Here is a 24,666-nt window from a genome sequence, read left to right as displayed (position 1 = left end):
GCTCAGACGCTATGGGTGTAGGCGGCGTCTGGGTCTTGTGGCCGGGGCCCCGCTTATGCAGAGTACGTGGATCACCCCGACCGGTCGGGGTCGGGGTGCCGACATGCATAGGAGGCCCCGGTGTTCACCGAGCGTACAAGTCTGGGACTGGATGTCCATGCCCGCAGCGTGAAGGCCTGCGCGATCGACAGCCTGACCGGCGAGATCATTCATCAGACCCTCAGCGCTGACACCGTCATGGTGGGCGAGTTCGTCGACGCTCTGGCCCGCGAGCACGGCCCCGTCCAGGTGACCTATGAGGCCGGACCGACCGGGTACGAACTCGCCCGCACCCTGATCGAGGCCGGCCACCGGGTCCAGGTCGCGGCGCCCTCGAAGCTGTTGCGGGCCTCCGGTGACAGGGTCAAGACCGACAAGAACGACGCGCTGCTGCTGGCCCGACTGGCCCGCAACGACGACATCATCGAGGTCACGATTCCCGACCGGTCCCGCGAGGTGGCACGGGACCTGGTGCGGGCCAGGGACGACGTGCGCCGGGACCTGATGAGCGCCCGTCACCGGCTGGGGAAGTTCCTCCTGCGCCACGGCCACGTCTACACCGGCGGCGAGGCGTGGAGCGGCAAGCACGAGGCCTGGATGCAGCAGATGGCCCGCCAGGACATCGCCGTGTTCGGCGAGGTCTCACGCATCGTGTTCGACGACTACCACGACGCGGTCGCCCACGCCCTGGCCCGCCGGTGCCGGTTGGACGCGCAGATCCTCCTGCTGGCCGAGGACTCCGAGTGGACCACGGTCACCCGGCGTCTGGCCTGCCTGCGGGGGATCTCGACCCTGACCGCGTTCTCTCTCGCGGTGGAGATCGGCGACTGGGACCGCTTCACGGGCCGGAACATCGCCTCATACCTGGGGCTGGTGCCCTCGGAGCACTCCTCCGGGCAAACCCGCTCCCAGGGCCAGATCACCAAGACCGGCAACGCCCACGCCAGGCGGTTGCTGATCGAGGCCGCCTGGCACCACAAGCCCCAGTACCGCCCGGGGAAGACGATGCGGGACCGGTGGGCCCTGGCACCGGCAGCCGTGGCCGAACGCGCCGATGCGGGCAACAGGCGCCTGCATCACCGCTGGAGCATGCTCAGCGAGCACAAGAAGCGTCACACGGTCGCGAACACAGCGATCGCCCGAGAGATGGCCGGCTGGTGCTGGTCGCTGGCGACCATGGACGCATGACCCACAGACCCGTTCACGGACCCGGCCACGGGAGATCTCCTGCGCGCCGCGCGCCGAGGAGACCAGCGATTCGACTGTGAGCAGTCACGAGATCCTCGTGGCCACGCTCGAGCTCAGACCAGCATCGCTCCTCGCGCCGAAACCAGCGTCATGCGGTAACCAACCCGCGGATATCAGACTGACCACGCGTCGAGACAACACGCCCGCAGAGATCACCCCAACCCCTCCATGAACGACGAAGCGGGGCACCCACCGATCAATGAGTGCCCCGCTTCACCCTGCCCTCTTGACAAGATCGACTACATATCAGTCGTCCCAGCCCTGCTGCGGCGTGGCGCAGGACTCCCGGAAGACGTACTGCGAGATCCGCCGGCGCTCCCGGCTGGACCAGTCGATGGCCGGGCGGCGGTGCTCCTCGGGCACGTAGCCCAGCCGGTAGACGGCCATGAGCTCGAGCTCCTCGGGGACCCGGAGCAGCTCCACGATCTCGGCCCACCGCTCGGGGACCTCCATGGGAAAGGAGATGAACTGGATGCCCATGCCCAGCTCCACGGTGGTCAGCCAGAGGTTCTCCACGGCCGCCCCCATCGAGAAGAGCGAGTAGAAGCCGGACAGCTGCCCGGGCCGGTACTCGCGCCGGTCCAGCATGACGCCCAGGAGCAGGGGGGATCCCGCCACGAGCCTGGTGTTCTCCGAGCCCAGGGTCTGGGGCACCCGCAGACGGTTCATCATCGCCTGCCCGCCGGGGGTGAACGCCTTCTTCGTGAAGGGGCGCAGCACCGCGGGGAGCTTGTCGAAGAGCATGCCGAAGCGCTGCTCGTCCATCTCCTCGCGGCTGAAGCGGAAGTAGCGCTTGTACCGGTCGAAGAACGTCCCCTCCGCCATCACCTGGGTCATGGACTCCCCGCTGATCCGCGCGATCCGCTCGACGGTGCCCCGGTCCTCGATGAGCACGAACCGCCACGGCTGGCTGTTGAACTGGGACGGTGCGGCCGCGGCGGTGCGCAGCAGCAGCTGCTGGTGCTCCGGGGACACGGGATCCGGCAGGAACGGTCCGTTGGTCGTGCGGCGGTTGAAGACGACGTCGAGGAACTCCATGGGCACTCCGGTTCGGTGGGGACGGTCAGTGCGCGCGCGGGCCGCGGGCCCGGTGCAGCGCGGTGGCGTAGAACGGTGCCGCGGACAGGGCCGCGACGGCGTGCCGGCGGGGGTGCCCCTGGGCGGGCGTGCCGATGTGCGGCAGGGCGGCCAGGGGCACGAGGGCCGGGGCCAGGGCCCGCGCCGCGGCCCGCCGGCACGGGCAGGACGAGCCGGCGGAGAGCATCGCGGCCAGGAGCGTCGTCGTCGTGGTGGCGAGGTAGAGGGCGTGGTGGATCCAGCGGAACCTGCCGGTGCGCACGAGGCCGGCCCCCACGGACGCCCCGAGCGCCGCGTTGGCCACCCAGCAGGCGGCGGCGAGGCCGATCCACGGCCCGGTGGGCGGGCTCCCGGAACGCAGGTCGTCCCCCACGTCTCCTCCCCTCCCGGTCGCTCGTGCCCGGCACCGGCCGGGAGGCCCAGTCTAGTGACGGCCGCCCGTCCTCCGCGCCCTCCTTGGCGCACCGTGTCGCCCGCACCACAATGAACAGATGCCCAACCCCCTGGCGCGCCCACGGCCCGACCTGTCCCTGCGCGACGCCGGTCTCCGCGAGCTCATGGACGACCCCGGCTGCGACCCGCGCGCCCTGCGGCGCACCTACGCGCGCTTCGACGTGGTCAACGCCCTCGTCGCCGGGTGGCGGGCCACCTACCGACGCGGCATCCGCCCGCTGGCCCGGACCGGGCGCCCGCTGACCCTCCTCGACGTCGGCTCGGGCGGCGGGGACGTCGCCCGGCGGCTGGCCCGGTGGGCGGCGCGGGACGGGATCGACCTGCGGATCACCGGCGTCGACCCCGACGCCCGCGCCCACGACTGGGCCACGGCCCGGACGGCCCGCTGGTCGGCCCGGCACCCGGAGGCAACGCCCCCGGTCTTCCGCCGGACCACCAGCCGCGAGCTGGCGGCCGCGGGCGAGTCCTTCGACGTCGTGGTCTCCAACCACCTCCTCCACCACCTGGACCCCGCGGAGGTCCGGGAGCTCGTGGGGGACTCCGAGCGCCTGGCCCGCCGGGTCGTGGTGCACAACGACCTGGTGCGCAGCACCGCGGCGTACCGGCTGTACGGGGTGGCGGTGCTCCCCCTGGCCCCCGGCTCCTTCCTGCGCACCGACGGGCTGCGGTCGCTGCGCCGGGCCTATCTCCCCGGGGAGCTGCTCGAGCTCGCCGGGCCGGGCTGGCGGGTGCCGCCCGGTTCCTTCGCGCACCAGCAGATGACCCTGGACGTTCACCCCTGATTCATGCGGCCCCCGCAGACTGACCACGCCCCCGACACGACGGGACCGGCTCCGGCCGGCCCGGGAACGGAGAACCAGTGAAGATCGCGATCCTCGGTGGAGACGGCTTCTGCGGCTGGCCCGCCGCCCTGCACCTGTCCGCGCGCGGCCACGACGTCGTCGTGGTGGACAACTTCTCCCGGCGTGCCGTCGACGCCGAGCTCGGGACGGAGTCGCTGACCCCGATCCGCGGCCTCGACGAGCGCCGCGCGGCGTGGCAGGAGCTGACGGGGCGGCGGATCGGCTTCGCCCGGATCGACCTCGCCGAGGACTACGAGTCGATCCTCGACCTGCTCGTCATCGAGCGCCCCGACGCGATCGTGCACTTCGCGGAGCAGCGGGCGGCGCCGTACTCCATGCGCACGCCCCGCACGAAGCGCTACACGGTGGACAACAACGTCAACGCCACGCACCACGTGCTGTGCGCGGTCGTGGAGTCCGGCCTGGACGTGCACGTCGTCCACCTGGGCACCATGGGCGTCTACGGGTACGGCACCGCCGGGATGAAGATCCCGGAGGGCTATCTGGACGTGGAGGTCCCCGGGGAGCAGGGCCGGGTGGCCCAGCAGATCCTCTACCCGGCCGACCCGGGCTCGCTGTACCACATGACGAAGGTCCTCGACCAGACGATGTTCGCGTTCTACGCCAAGAACGACCGGCTGCGGATCACCGATCTGCACCAGGGCATCATCTGGGGCACCAGCACCGAGGAGACGGCGCTCGACGACCGGCTGGTCAACCGCTTCGACTACGACGGCGACTACGGCACGGTCCTCAACCGGTTCCTCGTCCAGGCCGCCGTGGGCCACCCGCTGACCGTGCACGGCACCGGCGGACAGACCCGGGCGTTCATCCACATCCAGGACATGGTCCGGTGCGTGGAGCTGGCCCTGCTCAACCCTCCGGCGGCCGGGGACCGCGTGAAGATCTTCAACCAGATGACCGAGACCCACCGGGTCCGCGACCTCGCGGACCTCGTCGCCCGGCTCACCGGCGCCGAGGTCGAGAGGGTGCCGAACCCGCGCCAGGAGTCCGCCGAGAACGAGCTGCACGTGGTCAACGAGGCGTTCCCGGATCTCGGCCTGCGGCCCACGACCCTCTCGGAGGGCCTGCTGCTCGAGGTCGAGCAGACCGCCGAGCGCTGGGCCCACCGCGTGGACCTCTCCCGCATCCCGGCGACGTCCGTGTGGAACGCCCGCCGGCGCCCGGGGATCCCGGCACGGCCGGCCCGCCCCGCGGCCGTCGGCGCCTGAGCCGGCGGATGCGGATCGCGCTCTACACGGACGTCTTCGCCCCCACCGTGGACGGCGTGGTCACACGCCTGACGCGCACCCTCGACGAGCTCGGCGGGCTCGGCCACGAGGTGCTCGTGCTCACGCCGGGGAACCCGCCCGGGCACTGGGGGCCGCACCGGGTGGTCAGGGCCCCGTCCGTGACGTTCCCCTGGTACCGGGACATCCGCGGAGGACTGCCGTCCCCGCGGGTCGAGCGGGCCGTGTCGGCGTTCCGCCCCGACGTCGTGCACGCCGTGAACCCGGTGTGGTTCGGCGCGTGGGGCGCGCTCTCCGCACGGGCGCGGGACCTGCCGCTGCTCGCGTCCTTCCACACCGACGTGCCGCAGTACATGAGCGTGTTCGGGCACGGGCTCGGCACCCTGCGCCGGCCCGTGGAGCGGTGGATCCGCACGACCCACAACCTCGCCCAGGTCAACCTGTGCACGTCCGGGCCCATGGTGGAGCGGGCCGCGGCCCTGGGTCTGCGGGACGTGGAGCTGTGGCCCAAGGGCGTGGACACCCGTCTCTTCGACCCCGCGAAGGCCTCCCCCGCCGTGCGGCGGCGGCTCACGGACGGGCACCCGGGCGACCGGCTCGTGCTCTGCGTGGGGCGGCTGTCCAGGGAGAAGGACGTGGCGGCCCTGCTCGAGCCGATCCGGCGGCTGCCGCGGACCCGGCTCGCCGTGGTGGGCGACGGCCCGCACCGGCCCGAGCTCGAACGGCGGTTCCGCGGGACCCCCACCATCTTCCCGGGCCGGCTCACCGGGGAGGAGCTGGCGACCGCGTACGCGTCGGCGGACGTGCTCGCGTTCCCGTCCACCACCGAGACCCTGGGACTCGTGGCCCTGGAGGCCCTCGCGAGCGGGATCCCCGTGGTCGGCGTCCGCGCCGGCGGCATCCCCTTCGCGGTGGACGACGGACGCACGGGCCTGCTCGTGCCACCCGGCGACCCGGCCGCGTTCACCGGCGCCCTGGCCCGGCTGCTCGACGACCCGGCGCTGCGCGCGCGGATGGGCGCGACCGGGCGGGCCGACACCGAGGGCCACGGGTGGCGCGCCGCCACCGAATCGCTGGTGCACCGCTACGAGCAGGCGGTCCGAGTGCACCGGGGCCGCCGACGGAAGCGCGCGCGGCCGCCCCGCCCGGCTCGTTAACTATTGCCAACATTTACTACCGGCACGTACGTTGACGGCACAGCAGTCCACCGGTCACCACCGGGACGCGTCCGCCCGGGCACGTCCCCCGCACCGCGGGACCAGTTGCACGACATTTCCTGTCGCCGGCCGCCGCGCGGTCCGGCGGCACCGGGGGGAGGTCCTGCCGCGCGCTGGGGCCCCGAAACGCTGCCGGGGCCACGACGGAACAGACGACCGGACACAGGAGACACACGAGATGACTGCTGCCAAGACCTGGGCCGCCGCGGGGTCCGCGGCCACGATGCTGGCCGGAGGGCTGCTGCTGGGCGCCCCCGCCGCCGTCGCCGCCCCCGGTGACCCGGCCTGCGTGCAGGCCGCCGGACAGTTCGACGCCGCGCTGACCGGCGCCGGCCTCACGCCCGACTCCCTCATGGCGCTGGACGCGTCGGCCGAGGCCGTGGCCGCGGCGGAGGCGCTGTACGCGACCCTCGTCGAGGGCGCGGGCGGACCCAGCCTGCAGGAGCTCGAGGCGGCCGCCGCGGCGCTGGTCGCCGCGCAGCAGTCCGGGGACCCGCAGGCGGTCGCCGCGGCCGAGGCCCGGCTCGCCGAGCTCGAGGCCGCCCTGACCGCGGCTCTCGAGAGCGTCGACCCGGCCGTGGCCCAGCAGGCGCTCACCGAGGCCGCCGCCCGGTTCGAGGCGCTCCTGGCGGCCGTGGGTCTCGACGAGGCCACCGTCAACGGCCTGCTGGTCCTGCTGGAGCAGGCCGTGGTGGCGTGCGAGGGCACGGTTCCGCAGGCTCCCGTCGTGGCTCCGGCGCCCGTGACGGCCCCCGTGGCCCCGGCACCCGTCGCGGCGCCCGTGGCGCCCGCACCTGTGGCCCCGGTGCCCGCTGCCGCCGCTGCTCCCGGGGAGGCCGCCGCCGTGGCCGTGAACCCCGGACTGAACATGCAGACCGCCGCCTCCGAGGCCGGGCCCGGCCCGGGCGCGGGACTGCTCGCGGTGCTGCTCACCGCCGGGGTGGCCGTGCTGGGGACCATCGCCCTGCTGGTCCGCCGCCGCGCCCGTCCGTGACGCCCGCGCGCGGTCCCGGTCCCCGGACGGGGTGCGGGACCGCGTGCGGGTCGCCGGCTCACCGCCGGGTGACCGCGCTGCTGCCCCGGGCGGGCGCGTCCGGCGGGTCCAGCACCGCCACCAGCCGCGCGAGGTCCTGGGCCGCGGTGAGGGTCAGCCGGCCCTTCTGCTCGGTGGGGTCGGTCAGGCCGGTGCTCAACCGGCTCACGAGCGAGCGCACCCGGTCCGCGGCCTCTCCCGGGTCCTCCCCGTCCGCCCAGGCCCGCACCCCCTCGGCCGCGGACTGCGCCGCCTCGGCGAGCCGTGCGGTGAGCTCGTGGGACACCACCCAGTCGTGCTCCTGCGGGTCGTAGAGCTCGCGCAGCACGTCCGTGAACCCCCGGAGATGGAAGACGACCGTCTCGAGCTTGAGCAGGGCGTCGAAGCCCGGGTCCGTCGCACGCCGGCCGCGCCGCCGCCGGAGGAGGACCCGGGGATTGCCGCGCGCGCTCTGGGCGGACTCGTCGACGGCCTCGCGCACCTCCCCGGTGATCCGCACCAGGGCGTGGTTGCGCTCCTGCCAGTCCCGTCCCGCGGTGCTCCCCGGCTCCGCGAGCTCCCGTCCGACGTCCTCGAGGTAGTCGACGACGACGCCCTGCAGCCGGCCCAGCTGGAGCCGGGCGGAGCGGAAGTCCAGCGGCGGCAGCACCAGCGCGTTGACGGCCAGGCCGATCACCACCCCCACCGACATCTGCACGAGGAAGCCCGCCGAGTACCCCTCCGCGTCCTGGCCCCCGATGATGAGCACGAACAGGGCGCCGACCGGGACGTACTCCGCCCCCGCGCCGAGCCGGCGGATGCCCGCCAGGAGCACGCCCACGCCCACAGCCGCCGAGACCGAGAACAGGTTGGGGTTCCCGAGCAGGAGCACGCCCGCGGCCAGGGCGATGCCCAGGGCCAGCCCGGCGACCGTCTGCAGCCCGGCGCGCACCGACCCCAGCACCGTCGGGTACATCGCGGAGATCGCCCCGAGCGGGGCGTAGTAGGGGTAGTCGTCGATCACCCCCGGCATCCGCTGGGCCACGACCCAGGAGAGCGCCACGGCGAGTGCCGTCTTGAGGGCGAGGAGGATCCGGGCGCCGCGTATGGTGTGCACCCGGACATCCTACGGAGCCGCCGGTAGGATCGACCCGCCGCCCGGTCCCGCCGCCCCGGTGCCGCCACCCGCCCGAGGAGGAGGACCCATGAGCCGACCGCCGCACCGGCGAGCGCTGCTGGTCCTCGCCGTGGGCCTGGGCGGGGCCCTGGGCACGGCGGCCCGGCACGGGCTGTCCGTCGCCGTGCCCGCGGTGGACGGCTGGCCCGTGGCCACCCTCGCCGCGAACCTGCTGGGGGCGTTCCTGCTCGGCCTGCTGCTGGAGGCGCTGGTCGTGCGCGGCGCGGAGACGTCCCGCGGGACGCTGCTGCGCCTGGGCGCCGGCACCGGCGTGCTGGGCGGGTTCACCACGTTCTCCGCGCTGGCCCTCGAGACCGAACGGATGCTCTCCGGCGGGACCCCCGGCCAGGCGCTCGCCTATCTCGGGATCACGCTGGCCGGCGGCTTCACCGCCTGCCTCGCGGGGGTCCTCCTCGCCGCACGGGGGCGTCGGCCGTGACGACCGCGCTGCTGATCGGACTCCTCGGCGGGCTGGGCGCCATGGCGCGGTTCGTGGTGGACGGCGCCGTGCGGCAGCGATGGGGGGCGGCGTTCCCCGTGGGCACCGCGACCGTCAACGTGAGCGGCTCGTTCCTGGCCGGCCTGCTCAGCGGAGCCGCCCTGGCGGGGACGCTGGGCGGCCCCGCCGCCGCGGCGGCGGTGACCGGCTTCTGCGGCGGGTACACCACCTTCTCCACCGCGATGACCGACACGGTCCGGCTCGTGCGCGACGGCGCGGCCCGGCGGGCGGTGCTCTACGCCGTGGGGACCGCCGCCCTGAGCGTCCTGGCGGCGGTGGCGGGACTGGCCGCGGCGGCCCTCGCGGCCACCCTGTCCTGACGCAGCACCCCGTCCCGCGCTGCGCTGCTCCCCTGCCCCGTGGCGGTTCCTGCCCCACCCTGGAACAGTGAGAGCCGACCATCACCGGTTCCCGACGGAGAGCGAAGCCCCATGACCGATCACCTCCGGAGGTCTCCGGCCGCCTCCCCGTCTCCCGCCCCCTCGATCGCCGAGCTGCTCGGGCGGCTGTCCCTGGCGGAGAAGGTGCACCTGCTCACCGGGGAGACGGCGTTCACGCTGCCGGGCCACGAGGGGATCGGGCTGGCACCGCTGGCGTTCTCGGACGGGCCCACGGGGGTGCGGGGCCAGAAGTTCGTCGGCGGGGAGGCCGTGGCCCTGTTCCCGAGCGCCACGCTGGTCTCCGGCTCCTGGGACGACGCGGTCGCCGAGGAGGTCGGCGGCATGCTGGCCGAGGAGGCCCAGCGCCAACGGATCCACGTGGTCCTGGGTCCCACGGTCAATCTGCACCGCTCCGCGCTGGGCGGCCGGCTGTTCGAGGCGTGGTCCGAGGACCCGTACCTGACCGGGCGCACCGCGGTCGCCTTCGTGCGAGGCATGCAGGGGCGCGGCACGGGGGCGTGCCTCAAGCACCTGGTGGCCAACGAGTCCGAGACGCTGCGCAGCTTCATGGACTCCCGGCTCCCCGAGACGGTCCTGCGGGAGGCCTACCTGCTGCCCTTCGAGATGGCAGTGCAGGACGCGGACGCCTGGTCGATGATGGCCGCCTACAACGACGTCAACGGGGTGCCGGCCACGGAGCAGGACCACGTCCAGAACGGGATCGTCAAGGGCGAGTGGGGCTGGGACGGACTGATCATGAGCGACTGGTTCGCGACCAGGCGCACCGTGGAGCCGGCCAACGGCGGCCTGGACCTGGTCATGCCCGGCCCCGGCGGACCGTGGGGCGACCGGCTGACGGCCGCGGTCCGGGCCGGGCAGGTGGCCGAGGAGACGGTCGACGAGCACGTGACCCGGCTGCTCCGCCTGGCCGACCGCACCGGCGGGCTCGACCGCGGACGGGGCCACCGGGCGTGGGCGAGCGACCTGCCCGCCCCCGACTCCGCGCGGCGCCAGGAGCAGCTGCGCCGCCTCGCGGCCCGTGGCATGACGGTCGTCGCCGACCACGGCGTCCTGCCCCTCGCGGAGGACGCCGTGGACGACACCGTGGCCCTGGTCGGCCGGCACGCGGTCGAGACGGTCTGCATGGGCGGCGGCTCGGCCCACGTGCGCCCGCCCCACCAGGTCGGGGTGGCCGAGGGGCTCACCGCGCTGCTCGGGGACCGCGTCGCGGTGGCCGACGGGCCGGCCGTGCGCGCCCGTCCGGTGGCCGCCGATCCGGCCTTCGTCTCCGACCCGTCCACCGGGACCACCGGGATGGAGGTCGTGCTGCTGGGCGCCGACGGCACCGAGCTGACCCGCCGGCACGAGGACTCCGCCGAGTTCTCGATCGGGTTCGACGACGCCCCGACCGGCACCCCGGCGGCGGCCGTGCTGACCGCTCGGCTGTCCAACGAGGCCGGCCCCGTGCTGCTGGGCGCGATCGGCGCGGGGACCTGGCGGATCACGGCGGGCGGCCGCGAGATCTCGGCCGGACTGTCCCTCGCGGGCAAGGATCCGGGCGAGGCCATGATCGTCCCGCCGGCCTTCGCCGAGGTCGTGGAGCTGCCGGCCGGTGCCGTCGTGACCGCCACGGTGGAGCTCGACGCGGTGGACCGGCGCGAGCTGCTCCTGGCCGACGCCTCCCTGGGCCTGTCCGGGGAGAGCCATCTGCTGGAGATGCCCGCCGTGGGCGTCACGGCCCTCGTGGCCGCCCCGGCCCCGCGCCCGGACGATGAGCTGATCGCCGGGGCCGAGGCCGCGGCACGGGCCGCGGGCACCGCCGTCGTCGTCGTGGGACTGACGGAGGAGCAGGAGACCGAGGCCGCGGACAAGACCACCCTGGCCCTGCCCGGGCGCCAGGACGAGCTCGTGACCCGCGTCGCCGCCGCCGCCGGGCGAACCGTGGTCGTCGTCAACGCCGCCACCCCGGTTCTCATGCCCTGGCTGGCCGACGTGGACGCGGTCCTCGTGGCCGGGCTGCCCGGCCAGGAGGGCGGCCACGCCGTGGCCGCGGTCCTCACCGGCGAGCTGGAGCCGACCGGCCGGCTGGTCACGACCTGGCCGGCCGCCGACGGTGCCGCCCCCGCCTGGGACGTGGTCCCGGACGAGGACCTGGGCCTGTCCTACGACGAGGGCACGTTCATCGGCCACCGCGGACACCACGCGGGGCTCGCCCCGGCGCCGCTGTTCTGGTTCGGCCACGGACTGGGCTACGGCGCCTGGGACTACGGTCCGGTGCAGGTCCGGGACGGGGACGACGGACTGGAGGTCACCGTGGAGGTCACCAACACCTCCGCCCGCGACTCGCGCGAGACCGTGCAGGTCTACCTGGACCCGGTGGAGGCGGACCAGCCCGTACGGCTGGTCGGCTACCAGGGCGCCGACGTGCCCGCCGGGGCCACGACCTCCGTGACCGTCGCCTGCGACGCCCGGCTGCGCCGCCGCTGGGACGAGGCCGCCGGCACCTGGGCCCGGCTCGCCGGGGGCGGTGAGCTCCTGGTCGCCCGCGGACTGGGCGACGTCCGGGCGCGGACAGCGCTGGGCTGAGACCGCGCGAGGTCGATGCGCCCGCACCCGCTGAACGAGGAGTTCGGCCGGCGGACGTGGCCGCGGCGTCCACCGGTCACGTCCACCGGCCGGTCTCCCCGCTCTCCTCCTCGTCCTCGTCCCGCTCGATCCAGTCCGCGGTGGACGGGCCCATCATGGCGAAGCGCTCGCCGTCCGGGCCGGCCGCCAGCACGAGCTCCCCGTAGCCGAACTCCTCGGGTTCCTGCAGGAGCGTCCCCCCGGCGGCGACGACGCGCTCGGCCGCGACGTCGGCGTCGTCGACCTCGAAGCAGACCCACCACATCGGAGGGCCCACCGCCATGTCCGCCGAGGGCACGCCGACCCCGCCCAGGGTGCGGTCCATGCCGGGGACCGTGAAGACGGCGTAGGCCTCGTGGCGCGTGCCGATGTCCTCGAAGGTGTAGCCGAAGAGGTCGGCGTAGAACGTCTCGGCCCGCTTCTGGTCGGTGGTCAGCAGGTCGCACCAGGCCACGGTGCCGTGGCCGCCCACGACGCTGAACCCGGTGTGGTCCGCGGGCTGCCACAGGCCGAACGCCGCGCCCGTCGGATCGACCCACACGCCCATCGTGCCGAAGGTCCCGACCTGCATGGGCTCGAGCATCTGCCGGGCCCCGGCCTGCACGGCGGCCCGGCCCGTGGCCCGGATGTCGTCGGTCTCCAGGTACACCGCCCAGGCGTGGGGGTCGTCCTCCGGGGAGCCGGGCACCCCCGGGGACATCCCGGCCACGGGCTCGCCGTGCGCCAGGGCGTTGCAGTACCCGCCGTACTCGGGGTCCGAGGGCGTGAAGCGCCACCCGAGCACGTAGGAGTAGAAGTCCTGGGAGCGGTCCAGGTCCGAGACCATGATGTCCGCCCAGCACGGGGCTCCCGGGGGCCACCGTTCGATGTGCTCCACCATTGCTGAGTCCTCTCGTCGTGCGCCGGGGCAGGGTCCGCCGGGTGCGACGACGCTGTCCGCGCCCCGCCGTCCCTCGTCCTCCCATCGTTGCCGCCCCCGATGCAGAAAGGAACACCCCGCGCCACGGCACCTTGCCGCGGATCGGCCGCCCGGGTGCGGCCGGACCGCCGAGTAACGTGCTGGTGCCGCGGATCACACGGACCTAGGCTGGAATCGTCAGAAGACCGACCAGCACAACGGAACGTTCTCCGTGGGGGAGGACGGAGCACCTGACATCGAACGCGACGTGCCGGACATCCGCCGGAGGACCGGGGAACGACGGACACCCTCCGCCGCGCGTTCCCGTCCCAGTCCTCGGACTGGAGCTCCCCGGTCTGCGAGGCGATCGCCATGAAGCACTTCCGACTCTCCGGCCTGTTCGCAGGCACATCAGCAGCGGTCCTGGTCTCGACCGGCCTGGTCCTGGGCGGTCCGGCCCACGCCTCGACCGCGCAACCGATGCTCTCCTTCACCCACGGCTGGCGCGTGGACCAGCACGTGCGTGAGCTCGGCGACGTCAACGGCGACGGCCGCGCCGACGTCGTCGGCTTCGGCGACCCGGGGACCTTCGTCGCCTACGGTCAGGCCGACGGCACGTTCACCGCGCCGCAGCTGAAGATCCGCAACTTCGGCACCGCGCAGGGCTGGAACACGGCCCAGCATCTGCGCACGGTCGCCGACGTCGACGGCGACGGCCGCGACGACCTGGTCGGCTTCGGCAACGCCGGTGTCCTCGTCTCCTACGCCCAGCCCGACGGCACGTTCACGCCGGCAGTGCTGAAGGTCGACGACTTCGGGTACGACCAGGGCTGGCGGGTCGGCCAGCACCCGCGCGAGGTCACCGACATCAATGCCGACTTCGCCGCGGACATCGTGGGCTTCGGCTACTCGGGCGTCCACGTCTCCGCCGGCCTGATCAACAGGGAGTTCTCCGACACGACGAAGCGCAGCGACAGCTACGGATACAACCGGGGCTGGCGCGTCCACCAGCACCCGCGCACCGTGGCAGATGTCGACGGCGACGGTTTCGCGGACGCCGTGGGATTCGGCGACGCGGGGGTCTACGTCTCGTACTTCGACACTCCCAGCGCCACCTTCGGACCCGCCACGCTGAAGGTCCCGAACTTCGGGACCGAGCAGGGCTGGCGCGTGGACCAGCACCCACGGGAGCCGGCCGACGCCAACGGTGACGGCCGCGCCGACGTCGTCGGCTTCGGGCACCGCGGGGTCTCCGTGGCGTACGCCCAGGCCGGGCAGGGCTTCACCCCGGTCTCGGTCGAGCTCGAGGACTTCGGCACGGTCCAGGGGTGGCGGGGCGACCGGCACCTGCGCACCCTCGCCGACGTCAACGGCGACGGCATCCAGGACCTGGTCGGGTTCGGCGACGCCGGCGTCCACGTGGCGCACGGACAGGCTGACAACACCTTCGGGGACCCGTTCCTCGACGTCGGCGAGTTCGGCTCCAACGGCGGGTGGAGCGAGGACCGCTACCCACGCCTGCTCGGTGACGTGAACGGCGACGGCCGCGACGACGTCGTGGGCTTCGGGCACTCGGCCACCTACGTGGAACTGTCCTGATCCTGCGCCGCGGGTCCGGCCCCGCCCCCCGGGCGGGGCCGGACCCTGTCCCCGAGGCCGGGCACCGCCGGGCTCAGGGCGCTCCCCGCGTCGCGTCACGGACCTCCCCGACGAGCTCCTCGAGCACGTCCGCCAGGGCGACCACGGAGACGTCACCCCCCGTTGCGCCGCAGCCCTCCAGGACGGCCAGGTGGGAGTTGCGCTCCTGCATCACGCGCACGACCTGCTGCAGCTTCGCGTCCGCGGCCACCGTGGTGAGCGGGCGCACGGCGCCGGGCGGGATGGGCTCGTCACGGCGCGCGGCCGGGACCCCGAGCAGGTCCTTCGTGTGCACGTAACCGGTGAGAGCGCCGTCCTCGGCGCGGACCGGGAAGCGCGAGAAGCCCGTCTCGGCGCACTGCCGCTCCAGCTGGGCGATGGTCGCGGAGGCCGGGACGGTGCGCAGCCTCCCCTGCGGGATGGCGACGTCGGCCGCGGTCAGGCGCTCGAAGTTCAGGGCCCCGGTGAGCAGGGTGATCGCGTCCTCGTCGAGCAGGCCCTCCCGGCCCGACTCGACCACGAAGCCGGCCACCTCATCCGAGCTGAAGGCCGAGGCGACCTCGTCCCGGGGCTCGACCCGCAGCACGTGCCGGACCACGAGGTTCGCGGTCTGGTTCATGAGCCACACGAACGGGCGGAAGGCGAGGACGAAGACGCGAAGGACCGGCCCGAGCAGGAGAGCGGACACGACCGGTTTCGCGATCGCGATGTTCTTGGGCACCATCTCGCCGAGCACCATGTGCAGGAACGTCACCACCACCAGGGCGATGACCAGGGCGATCGGGTGCACGAGCCCCTCGGGGAGCCCGAGAGCGGCCATGGGCCCCTCGATGCCGTGTGCGATCGCGGGCTCGCCCACGGCGCCGATCAGCAGGGAGCAGGCGGTGATGCCCAGCTGGGTGGCCGCCAGCGACGTCGAGACGTCCTCGATGCCCTTCAGCGCGAGCCGCGCGCCCTTCCTGCCCCCGGCGGCCCTGGGCTCGATCTGGTCGCGGCGGGCGGAGACCATGGCGAACTCCGCGGCCACGAAGAAGGCGTTGCCGCCCAGCAGCAGGAACAGCACCAGGATGGCGAGGGGCTCGCTCACTCGTCCGCCCCCGTCCGTCCGGCCCGGCGTGCCAGCACCCGGTCGACCCGGTGCCCGTCCATCCGCGCCACGGCGAGACAGAGGCGCGCGCCCGTGGGCAGGTTGTCCTCGTCGCGGTGGTCGTGGTCGACGACGTCGAGGCGCACCCGGTCGCCGGCCCGCGGCAGGCGGTCCAGCCTCTCGGCGATGAGTCCGCCCAGGGTGTCGGACTCGTCTCCTTCGGGCAGCTCGAGGCCCATGATCTCCCCGAGCTCGTCGGGCCGGAGCAGCCCCGAGACGACGACCCCGCCGTCGGGGGTGGAGCGGTGGCGCTGCCCCGGCTCGTCCTGCTCGTCGTCGATCTCCCCCACGATCTCCTCGATGAGGTCCTCGAGGGTCACGATCCCGGCGGTCCCGCCGTACTCGTCGACGACCACGGCCAGCTGCAGCCCGGACCGCCGCACCTCCCGCAGCAGCGGGTCCAGGGTCATGGACTCGGTGACGACCGTGACCGGCACCGCGATCTCCCGCACGGGGCGGGTCCCACGCTCCTCGTAGGGCACGGCGAGGCCGTGCTTGTAGTGCACCACCCCGACGATCTCGTCGACGCTCTCCCCCTCCACCGGGAAGCGGGAGTGGCCGGTGGCCACGGCGATCTCGATCAGGTCCTGGACGGTGTGCTCGTTGAGGAAGGTGACCTGGGGCCGGGGGCGCATGACGTCGGCGGCGGTGCGGTCGCCGAACTCGATGGAGCGTGCCACCAGCTCGGCCGTGCCGGGATCGAGAGTTCCCTCCGCCCCCGAGCGGGAGACCACGGCCATGAGCTCTCCGGCGGTGCGGGCGCCGGCGACCTCCTCGGTGGGGGTGAACCCGAGCAGGCGCAGGACCGCGTTGGCGGAGGAGTTCAGGACGGTCACGAGCCAGCCGAGCACGAGCATGAAGTTCCGCTGCGGGTGGACCACGAGGCGGGCCACGCGCACCGGCTCGGCGATCGCCCAGTTCTTGGGAACGAGCTCCCCGAAGACCATCTGGGTGAAAGTGGCGATCACGAACGCGGCCGTGGTGGCGGCGCCGGTGGCCGCGGCCGGGGACAGGCCGGTCACCCCCAGGACCTCGGTCAGGAGCACGCCCAGCGACGGTCCGGCGAGGAAGCCCACGACCAGGCTGGTCAGCGTGATGCCCAGCTGGGCGCCGGAGAGGTTCGTGGAGGTCCTGGTCAGGGCCCGTTCGATCGCGGCGGCGCGCCGGTCGCCGGACTCCTCGGCGGCCCGCACCTGGTTGCGGTTGACGGTCAGGAAGGAGAACTCGACCGCCACGAACAGGGCGTTGCCGAGGACGAGGAGAACGGCCACGCCGAGCAGGAGCCAGGCTTCGACCATCAGCGCTGCGCCTCCCGGGACCGGAGGCGCCTGCGGGGTGGCGCGTCCCCCGGGCCGCGGCCCGCGCGGAGCCCACGGGGCGCGCGGGCGGGGTGGCGGGAGTCGAGGGCGTGCATGGCACCAGGTTAGGGGGCGCGGGTGGGAGCGTGGTGGGAGAGCGCTCAGGCCAGGAAGGAGCGCAGGCGCCGCTCCGCGGCCGAGGGCGAGGTGGCGTCGAGGGTCTCCCCGTCCAGGAAGCGGTCGACCACCCGCGGGTCCACGTAGGAGCCGCGGGCGATCGCCGGGGTGTTGCCGAGGTGCTCGGCGACCTCGCGCATGGCCGCCGAGACGGCCCTCTTCCGGGCGTTCCCGGTGGGGCGGGTGTCCGCGCGGGCGGCCAGCGCCAGGGCGGCGGTCACGGTGCCCTGCCACGTGCGGACGTCCTTGGCGGTGAACTCGGGGCCGCACCGGTCCCGCACGAAGTCGTTGAGCCGGGCGCTCGTGGTGGTGGCCCACCGCCCGTTCTCGTCCCGGTAGGCCAGCGCCGGCTCGTCCGGGTCCCGCTCGAGCATGGGCGCCAGCGCGGCGGCGAGGTCCGGGTCCCGCAGGGTCGGCGTCCACCGGTGGCCGCTCTTGCCGGGGAAGTCCAGGTGCACCTCGTCCCCGTCGACGCTGACGTGCCGGACCAGCATGGTGGTGACCCCGTAGGAGCCGTTGGACTGGGCGTACTCCTCGTTGCCGACCCGCAGGGCGGCGGTGTCCATGAGCCGGAAGGCGGCGGCGTACGCCTTGTCCTCGGTGGCGCCCTCGGAGCGCAGCAGCCGGGTGACGGCCGCGCGGGCCCGGGGAAGGGTGTCGCCGAGCTCGAGGACGCGGTCGAACTTCTCGCGGTCCTTCAGCTCCCGCCACCGCGGGTGGTAGATGTACTGGCGCCGCCCGGCGTCGTCGACACCCGTGGCCTGGATGTGCCCGTTGGGCAGCGGGCTGATCCACACGTCCTTCCACGCCGGTGGGACGGCCAGCCCGCGGATCCGCGCGAGCTCCTCCGGGTCCTGCACCCGCGTGCCGTCCGGGCCGCGGTAGGAGAACCCCGTGCCGTGGCCGCGGCGCGTGATGCCGGGCCGGTGGCAGTTGCTGCGCCGCAGGCGCGGCCGGCGGGAAGCGGACGGTGTCGCCCGCGTCTGCTGGGTGGCGGCCATCGTGTCCTCTCGGGCTCTGCTCCCGGACCACCCCGGGGAACACCAAGTCTACTGACCGTCGGGGCGGGGTGGCGACCCGCCCCCGCGGCCGCCTCCGTGGCACGGCGGCGGCCGCGGAGGCGGCGCGCTCCCCCGGATGCGCCCGTCAGGGGACGGGCAGGGGCGCGGACCGCGCGGCGGCCACCGGGTTCTCCAGCGTCCCGGCGTACTGCAGGGAGGACGCCTGGTCGGAGAGGTCGACCATCTGCAGGGTGTTGAGCAGCTGCAGCCGGTTGAGGCAGGAGTGCTCGAACCGGGGGGCGAACAGCGGGACCCGTCCGGCCGTGGCGGGGTCCGCGTCGGCCAGGTTCTGCAGGCAGCGCGCGGCGATCGCCCAGAAGCGGTCGGCGTCGAGCAGCCCGTCGGCCTCGAGGAGGCCGGCCAGGTGCCGCAGGACGCCGTCGAACACGTCGGTGTGCACGGACAGCGCCGCCGTGGCCGGGGGCACCACGTGGCGGATCCGGTCGAGGCCCTCCGGCAGGGGGCGGTCCGTGACCACGGCGACCTCCTCGCCGATGTCCTTCATGATCACCCGCCGGGGGGCGTGGTCGGCCAGGACGAGGACCAGGTTCTCCCCGTGGGGCATGAACACGAGGTCGTGGGCGGTCAGGCACCGGGCCACCGGGACGAGGTAGGCGTCGAGGAGCCGCCGCACCCACTCCTCGGGGGACAGTCCCGAGGCGCGCACGTGCACCGCCGCCAGCGGCGTGCCCCCGGCGTCGACGTGCAGCAGGGACGCGAGGGTCGCGAGCCGCTCCCCCTCGGCGAGCGCGGGGACGGGGCTCTCCCGCCACAGCGCGGCGAGCATCTTCGTGTGCGGGCCCTCCTCGCCGTGCCCGGACTCCGCGGCCCGGTGGTAGGCGTCGCCGGTGTAGCCGACCGCGGCGACCTCCCGCAGGACCGAGAACCCGGCCGCGGTGAGCACGGGATCGGCGGCGACGACCCCGGCGACCCAGTCGTTGACGACAGGGGTGTCGCGCATGTACCGGGGCGAGAGCCCGCGCAGGAATCCCATGTTCTGCACGGCCAGGGCGGTCTTCACGTAGTGCCGGTCCGGGCGGGACGTGTTGAAGAACGTGCGGATCGACTGCTGCGCCCGGTGCTCGTCCTCCCCCTCCCCCAGCAGCACGAGATCCCGGCGGGCCAGGTCGGGGGCGAAGGTCACGGTGACCCGGTGCTCCCACTGGTGGGGGTGGACGGGCATCGGGCGGTAGTCGCCCGGGTCGAGCCCCAGGGCGGTGAGCCGGTCGCGGAACCGCTCCCGCACCGCCGGGTGGAGCTCCCCGGCGTGCAGCGCCTCCTCGTCGAGGCCGGCGACGGCGTCGAAGCGGCTGAGCTCCCGGCGCACCGCGACCCACACGAGCCGCACGGGGCGGGCGGCCTCGGGGGCGAAGCGGTCGTGCTCGGTGGCGCCCAGGCCGATCCGGCCGTTGTTGGCCACGAAGCCGGGATGGCCCTCGGTCATGGCGGACTCGACGTCCTGGAACTCCGCCGCCGCGAGCGCGGTGGACGGCCGGGTGCGGTGCACGAGCTTGTACGCGGCGGAGGCCAGCGTGCTCGCGATCTCCTCGAGGTAGGTGCCCAGCAGGTGCGGGGGGATGCCCAGCCGCGGGCTCAGCTCGGTGATCAGCGCCTGGGCGTCCGGCTCGGCGTCGGCGCCGTCCACGGTCCGGCGCAGCGACCCCTCGTCGAGCAGCCAGTGCTCGAGGGCCGTTCGCCGGGCCCGGAACCGGTAGCGGACGCGGCCGCCGTCGGTGCGCAGCTCGAAGGCGCCGTCCCCCACGGGCTCGGGCCGCACGAGCCGTTCGTGGGCGAACTCGGCGATCGCCTTGCAGCAGAGGTGGCGGTGGGCCACCCGCATCGGGTGCAGGCCCAGGTGCGGGACGGGCCCGTCCGGGTCCGGCCCCGCACCGGGGAGCAGCCGGGCGGCGTGGCCGAGCTCGGAGGCCGCGAACCGCTCCGGGGTGCATGTGGAGAGCAGTGCGGTCTTGCCGGGCAGCTCGAGCGGGCCGTGGACCCGGAAGCCGGCGCGCTCGTTGAGCCGGTGCACGGCCGGGTTGCGGACGTCGGGCTCGACGACGACGCGCCGGGCCCCTCGCTCCTCGAACAGCCACCGGAGCACCGCGGCCATCAGCGCCCCACTGGTGCCGGGCACCGGTGTCCGGGCCGGGGCGAGGAGCAGGTGCATCCCCGCGTCCCCCGCCCGGTGCTCGTAGTGCCCGGCGAGCAGCACGGCGCCGGGGTCGTAGGTCTCGACGACGCCGAGCGGGACGCGGTCCAGGCGCGCCAGCCACGCGTCGGAGTGGGGGTCGGCGGCCACGGCCACGAAGGCGTCCCGGACCCGGGCGGGGTCGGCGTCGAGCATGTCCCAGAACCGCGAGCGGGGGTGGGTCAGCCACGCGTGCAGCAGCTCCACGCTCGGCCCGTCGGGGACGAGCGGCTCGAGGGTCAGGATCCCGCCCGGGGTGGCGATCCGGGCGGCGGGGGCGGGGTGGGCGTGGTTCATGCGGTCTCCTGGGGGATGCCGAAGGTCTGGAAGGCGATGGCGGGCTCGATCGGATAGACCTCCCGGCCGGTGACGGCCCGGAGGATGACGCTGTTGCGGTAGGCGCCCATGCCGAGGTCGGGCGCGGTGAGCCCGTGGGTGTGCACCTCGGCGTTCTGGACCCAGATCCGGTCGCGCCCGTGGTCGACCGCGTAGTGGCGGTCGACGTCGTAGCGCCCGACGTCGTCCCACGCGATCTCGTCGCGCACCGGGTCGAGGAAGGCCGGCACCTCCGCGCGGTAGCCGGTGGCCAGCACCAGGGCCCCGGTCGTGTGGCGCCAGCCGCGCTCGAGCTCGTCGTCGTGCAGCTCGAGCCGCACGGTCCCTGCCCCGGGGTCCCAGTGGGCCTCGCGCAGGGTGGTGCACGTGGTGAGCAGCCCGGCCGGGCGCCCGTGCACGGACCGGCGGTAGAGCAGGTCGTGGATCTCGTCCACGAGGTCGGAGCTGATGCCCTTGTAGAGGGGCAGCTGCTCCCGGTTGAGCCGGTCCCGCCGGTGCTGCTCGAGGCCGTGGAAGTGGTCGACGTAGTCCGGGGAGGTCATCTCGAGGGTGAGCTTGGTGTACTCCATGGGGAAGAAGCGCGGGGAGCGGGTGATCCAGTCCACCCGGGGACCGTCGGCCCCGGCGTTCTCGAGCAGGTCCCGGTAGACCTCGGCGGCGGACTGCCCGCTGCCGAGCACCGTGACGGAGTCCCTGGCCAGCAGCTCCTCGCGGCGGGGGAGGTAGTCGCTCGTGTGCAGCACGGGCCCGCGGGACGTGTCGACGCCCTCGGGGACCTGCGGCACCGTGCCGACGCCGAGCACGAGGCGGCGCGCCCGGTGGCGCTCGGTCCCCGTGCGGGTCCGGGCGGTGACCACCCAGGCGTCCTCGGCCGGGTCCCGCTCGACCGAGACGACCTCGCGGCCCCAGCGCAGCGAGCCGAGCTGCTCGCTCGCCCACCGGCAGTAGGCGCTGTACTCGGCGCGCAGGGGGTTGAAGTCCTCCCGGATGTAGAACGGGTAGAGCCGCCCGGTGCGCTTCAGGTAGTTCAGGAAGGACCAGCGGGACGTGGGGTCGGCCAGCGTCACGAGGTCCGCGAGGAAGGGCACCTGGATCGTGGCGTCCTCGAGCATGAGCCCCGGGTGCCAGTCGAAGCCGTCGCGGGCGTCGAGGAACACGGCGTCGAGGTCCTCGAGGGGCTCCGCGAGACAGGCCAGGCCCAGGTTGAACGGGCCGATGCCGATGCCCAGCAGGTCGTGCACGCGCCCCATCAGCGGGCCCCCGCCACGGCGGCCACGGGCAGGAGCTCCCGGGCGACGTCGCGGATCCGGTCGAGCACCTGCTCGACGTCGGCCACGGTGGTCCCCGGGTTGAGGAACGTGAACTTCAGGCAGCGCCGCCCCCCGACCACGGTGGACGCCACGATCGCCCGGCCGGAGTCGAAGAGCGCGGCGCGCACCGTCTCGACGAGCCGGTCCGCCGCGTCGTCGTCGAGGCCCGGGGGCCGGTGCCGGAACAGCACCGTCGAGAGCACGGGCGCTGCCACGAGCTCCATGTCGGGGGCCTCGTCCACGACGCGGCCGGCCTCCTGCGCCAGGTCCAGGACGCGGTCCAGGGCCCGGCCCACGCCCTCGGCGCCGACGGTGCGCAGGGTCATCCACAGCTTGAGCGCGTCGAAGCGCCGCGTGGTCTGGAGCGACTTGTCCACGAGGTTGGGCTGCACGGCGTCGCGCGGGTTGAGGTACTCGGCGTTCCACGTGGAGAAGCGCAGGTTCCGCCCGGCGCGCAGCAGCAGGGCGGAGGCCGCCACCGGCTGGAACCACGACTTGTGGAAGTCCACGGTCACCGAGTCCGCCTGCTCGATCCCGTCGAGCAGGTGCCGGCGGGTGGGTGAGACGAGCAGCCCCCCGCCGTAGGCGGCGTCGACGTGCAGCCACACCCGGTGGCCCCGGCAGATCCCGGCGATGCGCGGCAGCGGGTCGACGAGACCGAGGTCCGTGCTCCCGGCCGTGGCGACCACGGCGGCGACCTCCCCTCCGGTGGCCTCGACCTCGTGCAGCGCCCGCTCCAGGGCGATGACGTCCATCGCCCCGCCCCGGGCGGCCGGCACGAGGACGACCGCGTCCGGGGACAGGCCGAGCAGGTGGGCGGCCTTCGCCACGCTGAAGTGGGCGTGCTCGCCCGCCACGATCCGCAGCCCGGCCAGCCGTTCGCGCCGGGAGCCGGGGTGGGCCCGGGAGAGCCGCTCCTCCCGGGCCGTGAACAGGGCCTGGAGATTGGACTGCGTGCCGCCGGAGGTGAACACCCCGTCCGGGCCCTCCGCCGTCGGGAAGCCGATCCGCCCGGCGGCCCAGTCCACGAGCCGCTGCTCGATGAGGGTCGCGGTCGTGGACTGGTCCCACGTCTCGACGGCCGTGTTCACGGCCGCGGTGAGCGCCTCGGCCGCCACGGCCGGGATGGCCACGGGGCAGTTCAGGTGGGCCATGTAGCCGGGGTCGTGGAACTGCACGGCGTGGTCGAGGTAGAGCCGCCGGGTCTCCTCGACCACCGCGTCGAGGTCCCCCAGGGGCCGGTCGAGGTCCACGTCGGCGACGAGGTCCTCCAGCTCGTCGGGCGTGGCGGCGGAGCGGGGGCTCCGGACGCCGGCCAGGTGGACGGCGACCGTGTCGACGGTCGAGTGCAGGGCGCGGGCGTACTGCGCCGGGGTCTCTCGGGTGAACAGGAAGTCGTTCATGGGGTCCTCGCAGGGGTCGGGACAGGGCTCGGGACAGGGGTCGGGCCAGGGGGCGGCGGACCCCCAGGGGCCGCCGGCGGATAAGGCAAGGCTTACCTAACCACATCGGCGCGACGATTACATCATGCCCGTGTTGCGTATTCCCCGGAACACACCCTAGGGTGAGTCCTGTTCTTTGGTTAGGCAAACCTTGCCTGACCCCGATCCGCACCGACGGCACCGCCGTTCCGCACGAAAGGGTGGCCGTGGCCTCTCCCGACCTCCGCGCTCCACGCCCGCAGTTCCCCCTCCGCCGCACCCTCGCCCCGGCCGCCCTGCTCGCGGCCGGCGCCCTGGTCCTCACCGGGTGCGCCACCGGCCAGACGGACGGCTCCGCCGACGAGACGTCCGCCACCGCGGAGGGCGCCACGGGCGAGTTCCCCCGCACGGTGCAGCACGTCTACGGCGAGACGACCATCGAGGAGGCCCCCGAGCGCGTGGCCACGGTCTCCTGGGTCAACCACGACGTCGCCACCGCTCTCGGCGTGGTGCCGGTCGGCGCCCCCGTCACGGACTTCGGCGGCAACGAGAACGGTTCCACCGACTGGTTCGACGCCGCGGTCGAGGAGTCCGGCGCCCAGGCGCCCGAGACCTACTCCGAGGCGGACGGCATCAACTACGAGGCCATCGCGGCCCTCGAGCCGGACGTCATCCTGGGCGCCTACTCGGGCCTCACGCAGGAGGAGTACGACAAGCTCTCCGAGATCGCCCCCGTCGTCGCCTACCCCGAGGACGCCGTGGCCTTCGGCACGTCCTGGCAGGACTCGACCCAGCTCATCGGCGAGGCCCTCGGCCGCGAGGAGCAGGCGGGCGAGGTCGTCGCGGACGTGGAGCAGCAGATCCAGGAGACCGCCGAGCAGCACCCGGAGCTGGAGGGCACGTCCTTCGTCTACGGCACGATCGACCCCTCCGCGGCCGACCCGATCTTCGCGTACACGGGCGTGGACAACCGCCCGAAGTTCCTCGAGTCCCTGGGCATGGTCCAGTCCGAGGCGGTCCAGGACGCCGCCGAGGGCAAGGAGGACGAGTTCTACGTCACCTGGTCCCCCGAGAAGGCCGACGAGCTGACCTCGGACGTGTTCGTCAGCTGGGCCCAGGACGAGGGCGTGCGCGAGGCCATCGAGAAGGACCCGCTGCTCAGCCGCATCCCGGCCGTGGCCCAGGGCGACCCCGTGCTGCAGACGGACGAGCAGGAGGTGCTCTCGGTCTCCGCGGCGTCCCCGCTGAGCATCCCGTGGGCGCTCGAGAACGTCGTCCCGGACATCGCCGAGGCCGCGGCCTCCGCCCGCGGCGAGTGACCCCCCGGTCCCGGTGAGCACCACCACGGCCTCCCCCGCGGGCCTCCGGCCGGG

At 74.2% G+C, this 24,666-nt stretch carries 20 protein-coding genes; 10 read left to right on the top strand and 10 right to left on the bottom strand.

Features of this window, described 5'->3' with window-relative positions:
- Positions 1 to 120: 120 nt before the first annotated feature.
- A complete protein-coding gene (locus ACH9EU_RS05380) occupies positions 121 to 1,227 on the top strand; it encodes an IS110 family RNA-guided transposase (protein WP_396412476.1) in 1,107 nt (368 codons plus the stop codon).
- Positions 1,228 to 1,533: 306 nt separating this feature from the next.
- Here ACH9EU_RS05380 and ACH9EU_RS05375 read toward each other — a convergent pair whose 3' ends face one another.
- Positions 1,534 to 2,325 carry a nitroreductase family protein gene (locus ACH9EU_RS05375; RefSeq protein WP_396412912.1) on the bottom strand — a complete coding sequence of 264 codons (792 nt, stop codon included), beginning with the start codon at positions 2,323 to 2,325 and terminating at the stop codon, positions 1,534 to 1,536.
- Positions 2,326 to 2,350: 25 nt separating this feature from the next.
- On the bottom strand, positions 2,351 to 2,737 hold the full coding sequence (locus tag ACH9EU_RS05370) for a hypothetical protein (RefSeq protein ID WP_396412911.1): 387 nt from the start codon (positions 2,735 to 2,737) through the stop codon (positions 2,351 to 2,353).
- 118 nt (positions 2,738 to 2,855) lie between these two features.
- Between ACH9EU_RS05370 and ACH9EU_RS05365 the strand changes: the two genes are divergently transcribed.
- The 4 genes from ACH9EU_RS05365 to ACH9EU_RS05350 all read left to right on the top strand — a co-directional run bounded on the left by ACH9EU_RS05365 (position 2,856) and on the right by ACH9EU_RS05350 (position 7,120).
- Positions 2,856 to 3,599, top strand: coding sequence for a methyltransferase domain-containing protein (locus ACH9EU_RS05365; RefSeq protein ID WP_396412910.1), 744 nt, complete (start codon positions 2,856 to 2,858; stop codon positions 3,597 to 3,599).
- Positions 3,600 to 3,676: 77 nt separating this feature from the next.
- Positions 3,677 to 4,891 (top strand): NAD-dependent epimerase/dehydratase family protein, encoded by a 1,215-nt coding sequence (locus ACH9EU_RS05360; protein ID WP_396412909.1) that lies wholly within the window; start codon positions 3,677 to 3,679, stop codon positions 4,889 to 4,891.
- 8 nt (positions 4,892 to 4,899) lie between these two features.
- Positions 4,900 to 6,066 (top strand): glycosyltransferase, encoded by a 1,167-nt coding sequence (locus tag ACH9EU_RS05355; RefSeq protein WP_396412908.1) that lies wholly within the window; start codon positions 4,900 to 4,902, stop codon positions 6,064 to 6,066.
- Positions 6,067 to 6,304: 238 nt separating this feature from the next.
- On the top strand, positions 6,305 to 7,120 hold the full coding sequence (locus ACH9EU_RS05350; protein ID WP_396412907.1) for a hypothetical protein: 816 nt from the start codon (positions 6,305 to 6,307) through the stop codon (positions 7,118 to 7,120).
- Between the two features lie 58 nt (positions 7,121 to 7,178).
- Here ACH9EU_RS05350 and ACH9EU_RS05345 read toward each other — a convergent pair whose 3' ends face one another.
- Entirely contained in the window at positions 7,179 to 8,255 is a 1,077-nt protein-coding gene (locus ACH9EU_RS05345; protein ID WP_396412906.1) for an FUSC family protein, read from the bottom strand.
- Positions 8,256 to 8,343: 88 nt separating this feature from the next.
- On the opposite strand from ACH9EU_RS05345, the gene ACH9EU_RS05340 reads away from it, so the two are divergent.
- The 3 genes from ACH9EU_RS05340 to ACH9EU_RS05330 all read left to right on the top strand — a co-directional run bounded on the left by ACH9EU_RS05340 (position 8,344) and on the right by ACH9EU_RS05330 (position 11,780).
- On the top strand, positions 8,344 to 8,754 hold the full coding sequence (locus ACH9EU_RS05340; RefSeq protein ID WP_396412905.1) for a CrcB family protein: 411 nt from the start codon (positions 8,344 to 8,346) through the stop codon (positions 8,752 to 8,754).
- Entirely contained in the window at positions 8,751 to 9,134 is a 384-nt protein-coding gene (locus ACH9EU_RS05335) for a CrcB family protein (RefSeq protein WP_396412904.1), read from the top strand. Before ACH9EU_RS05340 ends, ACH9EU_RS05335 begins: the two co-directional genes overlap by 4 nt.
- A 111-nt stretch (positions 9,135 to 9,245) precedes the next feature.
- Entirely contained in the window at positions 9,246 to 11,780 is a 2,535-nt protein-coding gene (locus ACH9EU_RS05330) for a glycoside hydrolase family 3 C-terminal domain-containing protein (RefSeq protein WP_396412903.1), read from the top strand.
- Between the two features lie 76 nt (positions 11,781 to 11,856).
- Here the strand turns inward: ACH9EU_RS05330 and ACH9EU_RS05325 are convergent, their stop codons facing one another.
- Positions 11,857 to 12,699, bottom strand: a complete 843-nt coding sequence (locus ACH9EU_RS05325) for a VOC family protein (RefSeq protein ID WP_396412902.1) — start codon at positions 12,697 to 12,699, stop codon at positions 11,857 to 11,859.
- A gap of 390 nt (positions 12,700 to 13,089) precedes the next feature.
- Here ACH9EU_RS05325 and ACH9EU_RS05320 point away from each other — a divergent pair, with 390 nt between their 5' ends.
- Positions 13,090 to 14,316 carry an FG-GAP-like repeat-containing protein gene (locus tag ACH9EU_RS05320; RefSeq protein ID WP_396412901.1) on the top strand — a complete coding sequence of 409 codons (1,227 nt, stop codon included), beginning with the start codon at positions 13,090 to 13,092 and terminating at the stop codon, positions 14,314 to 14,316.
- A 73-nt stretch (positions 14,317 to 14,389) separates the two neighbouring features.
- On the opposite strand, the gene ACH9EU_RS05315 is transcribed toward ACH9EU_RS05320, so the two are convergent.
- From ACH9EU_RS05315 to ACH9EU_RS05290, 6 genes are all read right to left on the bottom strand, one after another.
- A complete protein-coding gene (locus ACH9EU_RS05315; protein ID WP_396412900.1) occupies positions 14,390 to 15,442 on the bottom strand; it encodes a CNNM domain-containing protein in 1,053 nt (350 codons plus the stop codon).
- Positions 15,439 to 16,800 (bottom strand): CNNM domain-containing protein, encoded by a 1,362-nt coding sequence (locus ACH9EU_RS05310; RefSeq protein ID WP_396412899.1) that lies wholly within the window; start codon positions 16,798 to 16,800, stop codon positions 15,439 to 15,441. Before ACH9EU_RS05310 ends, ACH9EU_RS05315 begins: the two co-directional genes overlap by 4 nt.
- 161 nt (positions 16,801 to 16,961) lie before the next feature.
- Positions 16,962 to 17,978 (bottom strand): DNA topoisomerase IB, encoded by a 1,017-nt coding sequence (locus ACH9EU_RS05305; protein WP_396412898.1) that lies wholly within the window; start codon positions 17,976 to 17,978, stop codon positions 16,962 to 16,964.
- A 145-nt stretch (positions 17,979 to 18,123) separates the two neighbouring features.
- Positions 18,124 to 20,523: a GNAT family N-acetyltransferase gene (locus tag ACH9EU_RS05300; protein ID WP_396412897.1), complete on the bottom strand. Its 2,400-nt coding sequence runs from the start codon at positions 20,521 to 20,523 to the stop codon at positions 18,124 to 18,126.
- A complete protein-coding gene (locus ACH9EU_RS05295) occupies positions 20,520 to 21,812 on the bottom strand; it encodes a SidA/IucD/PvdA family monooxygenase (RefSeq protein ID WP_396412896.1) in 1,293 nt (430 codons plus the stop codon). Before ACH9EU_RS05295 ends, ACH9EU_RS05300 begins: the two co-directional genes overlap by 4 nt.
- Complete coding sequence (locus ACH9EU_RS05290) at positions 21,812 to 23,275, bottom strand: pyridoxal-dependent decarboxylase (protein ID WP_396412895.1); 1,464 nt, start codon at positions 23,273 to 23,275, stop codon at positions 21,812 to 21,814. Before ACH9EU_RS05290 ends, ACH9EU_RS05295 begins: the two co-directional genes overlap by 1 nt.
- Positions 23,276 to 23,514: 239 nt before the next feature.
- On the opposite strand from ACH9EU_RS05290, the gene ACH9EU_RS05285 reads away from it, so the two are divergent.
- Positions 23,515 to 24,612 carry an ABC transporter substrate-binding protein gene (locus tag ACH9EU_RS05285; RefSeq protein ID WP_396412913.1) on the top strand — a complete coding sequence of 366 codons (1,098 nt, stop codon included), beginning with the start codon at positions 23,515 to 23,517 and terminating at the stop codon, positions 24,610 to 24,612.
- Positions 24,613 to 24,666: the final 54 nt, after the last annotated feature.

Source organism: Kocuria rhizosphaerae (assembly GCF_044462265.1).
GTDB lineage: Bacteria > Actinomycetota > Actinomycetes > Actinomycetales > Micrococcaceae > Kocuria > Kocuria rhizosphaerae.
The sequence above is the reverse complement of the archived record's forward strand: the minus strand, read 5'-3'. Positions and strand labels throughout refer to the sequence as shown.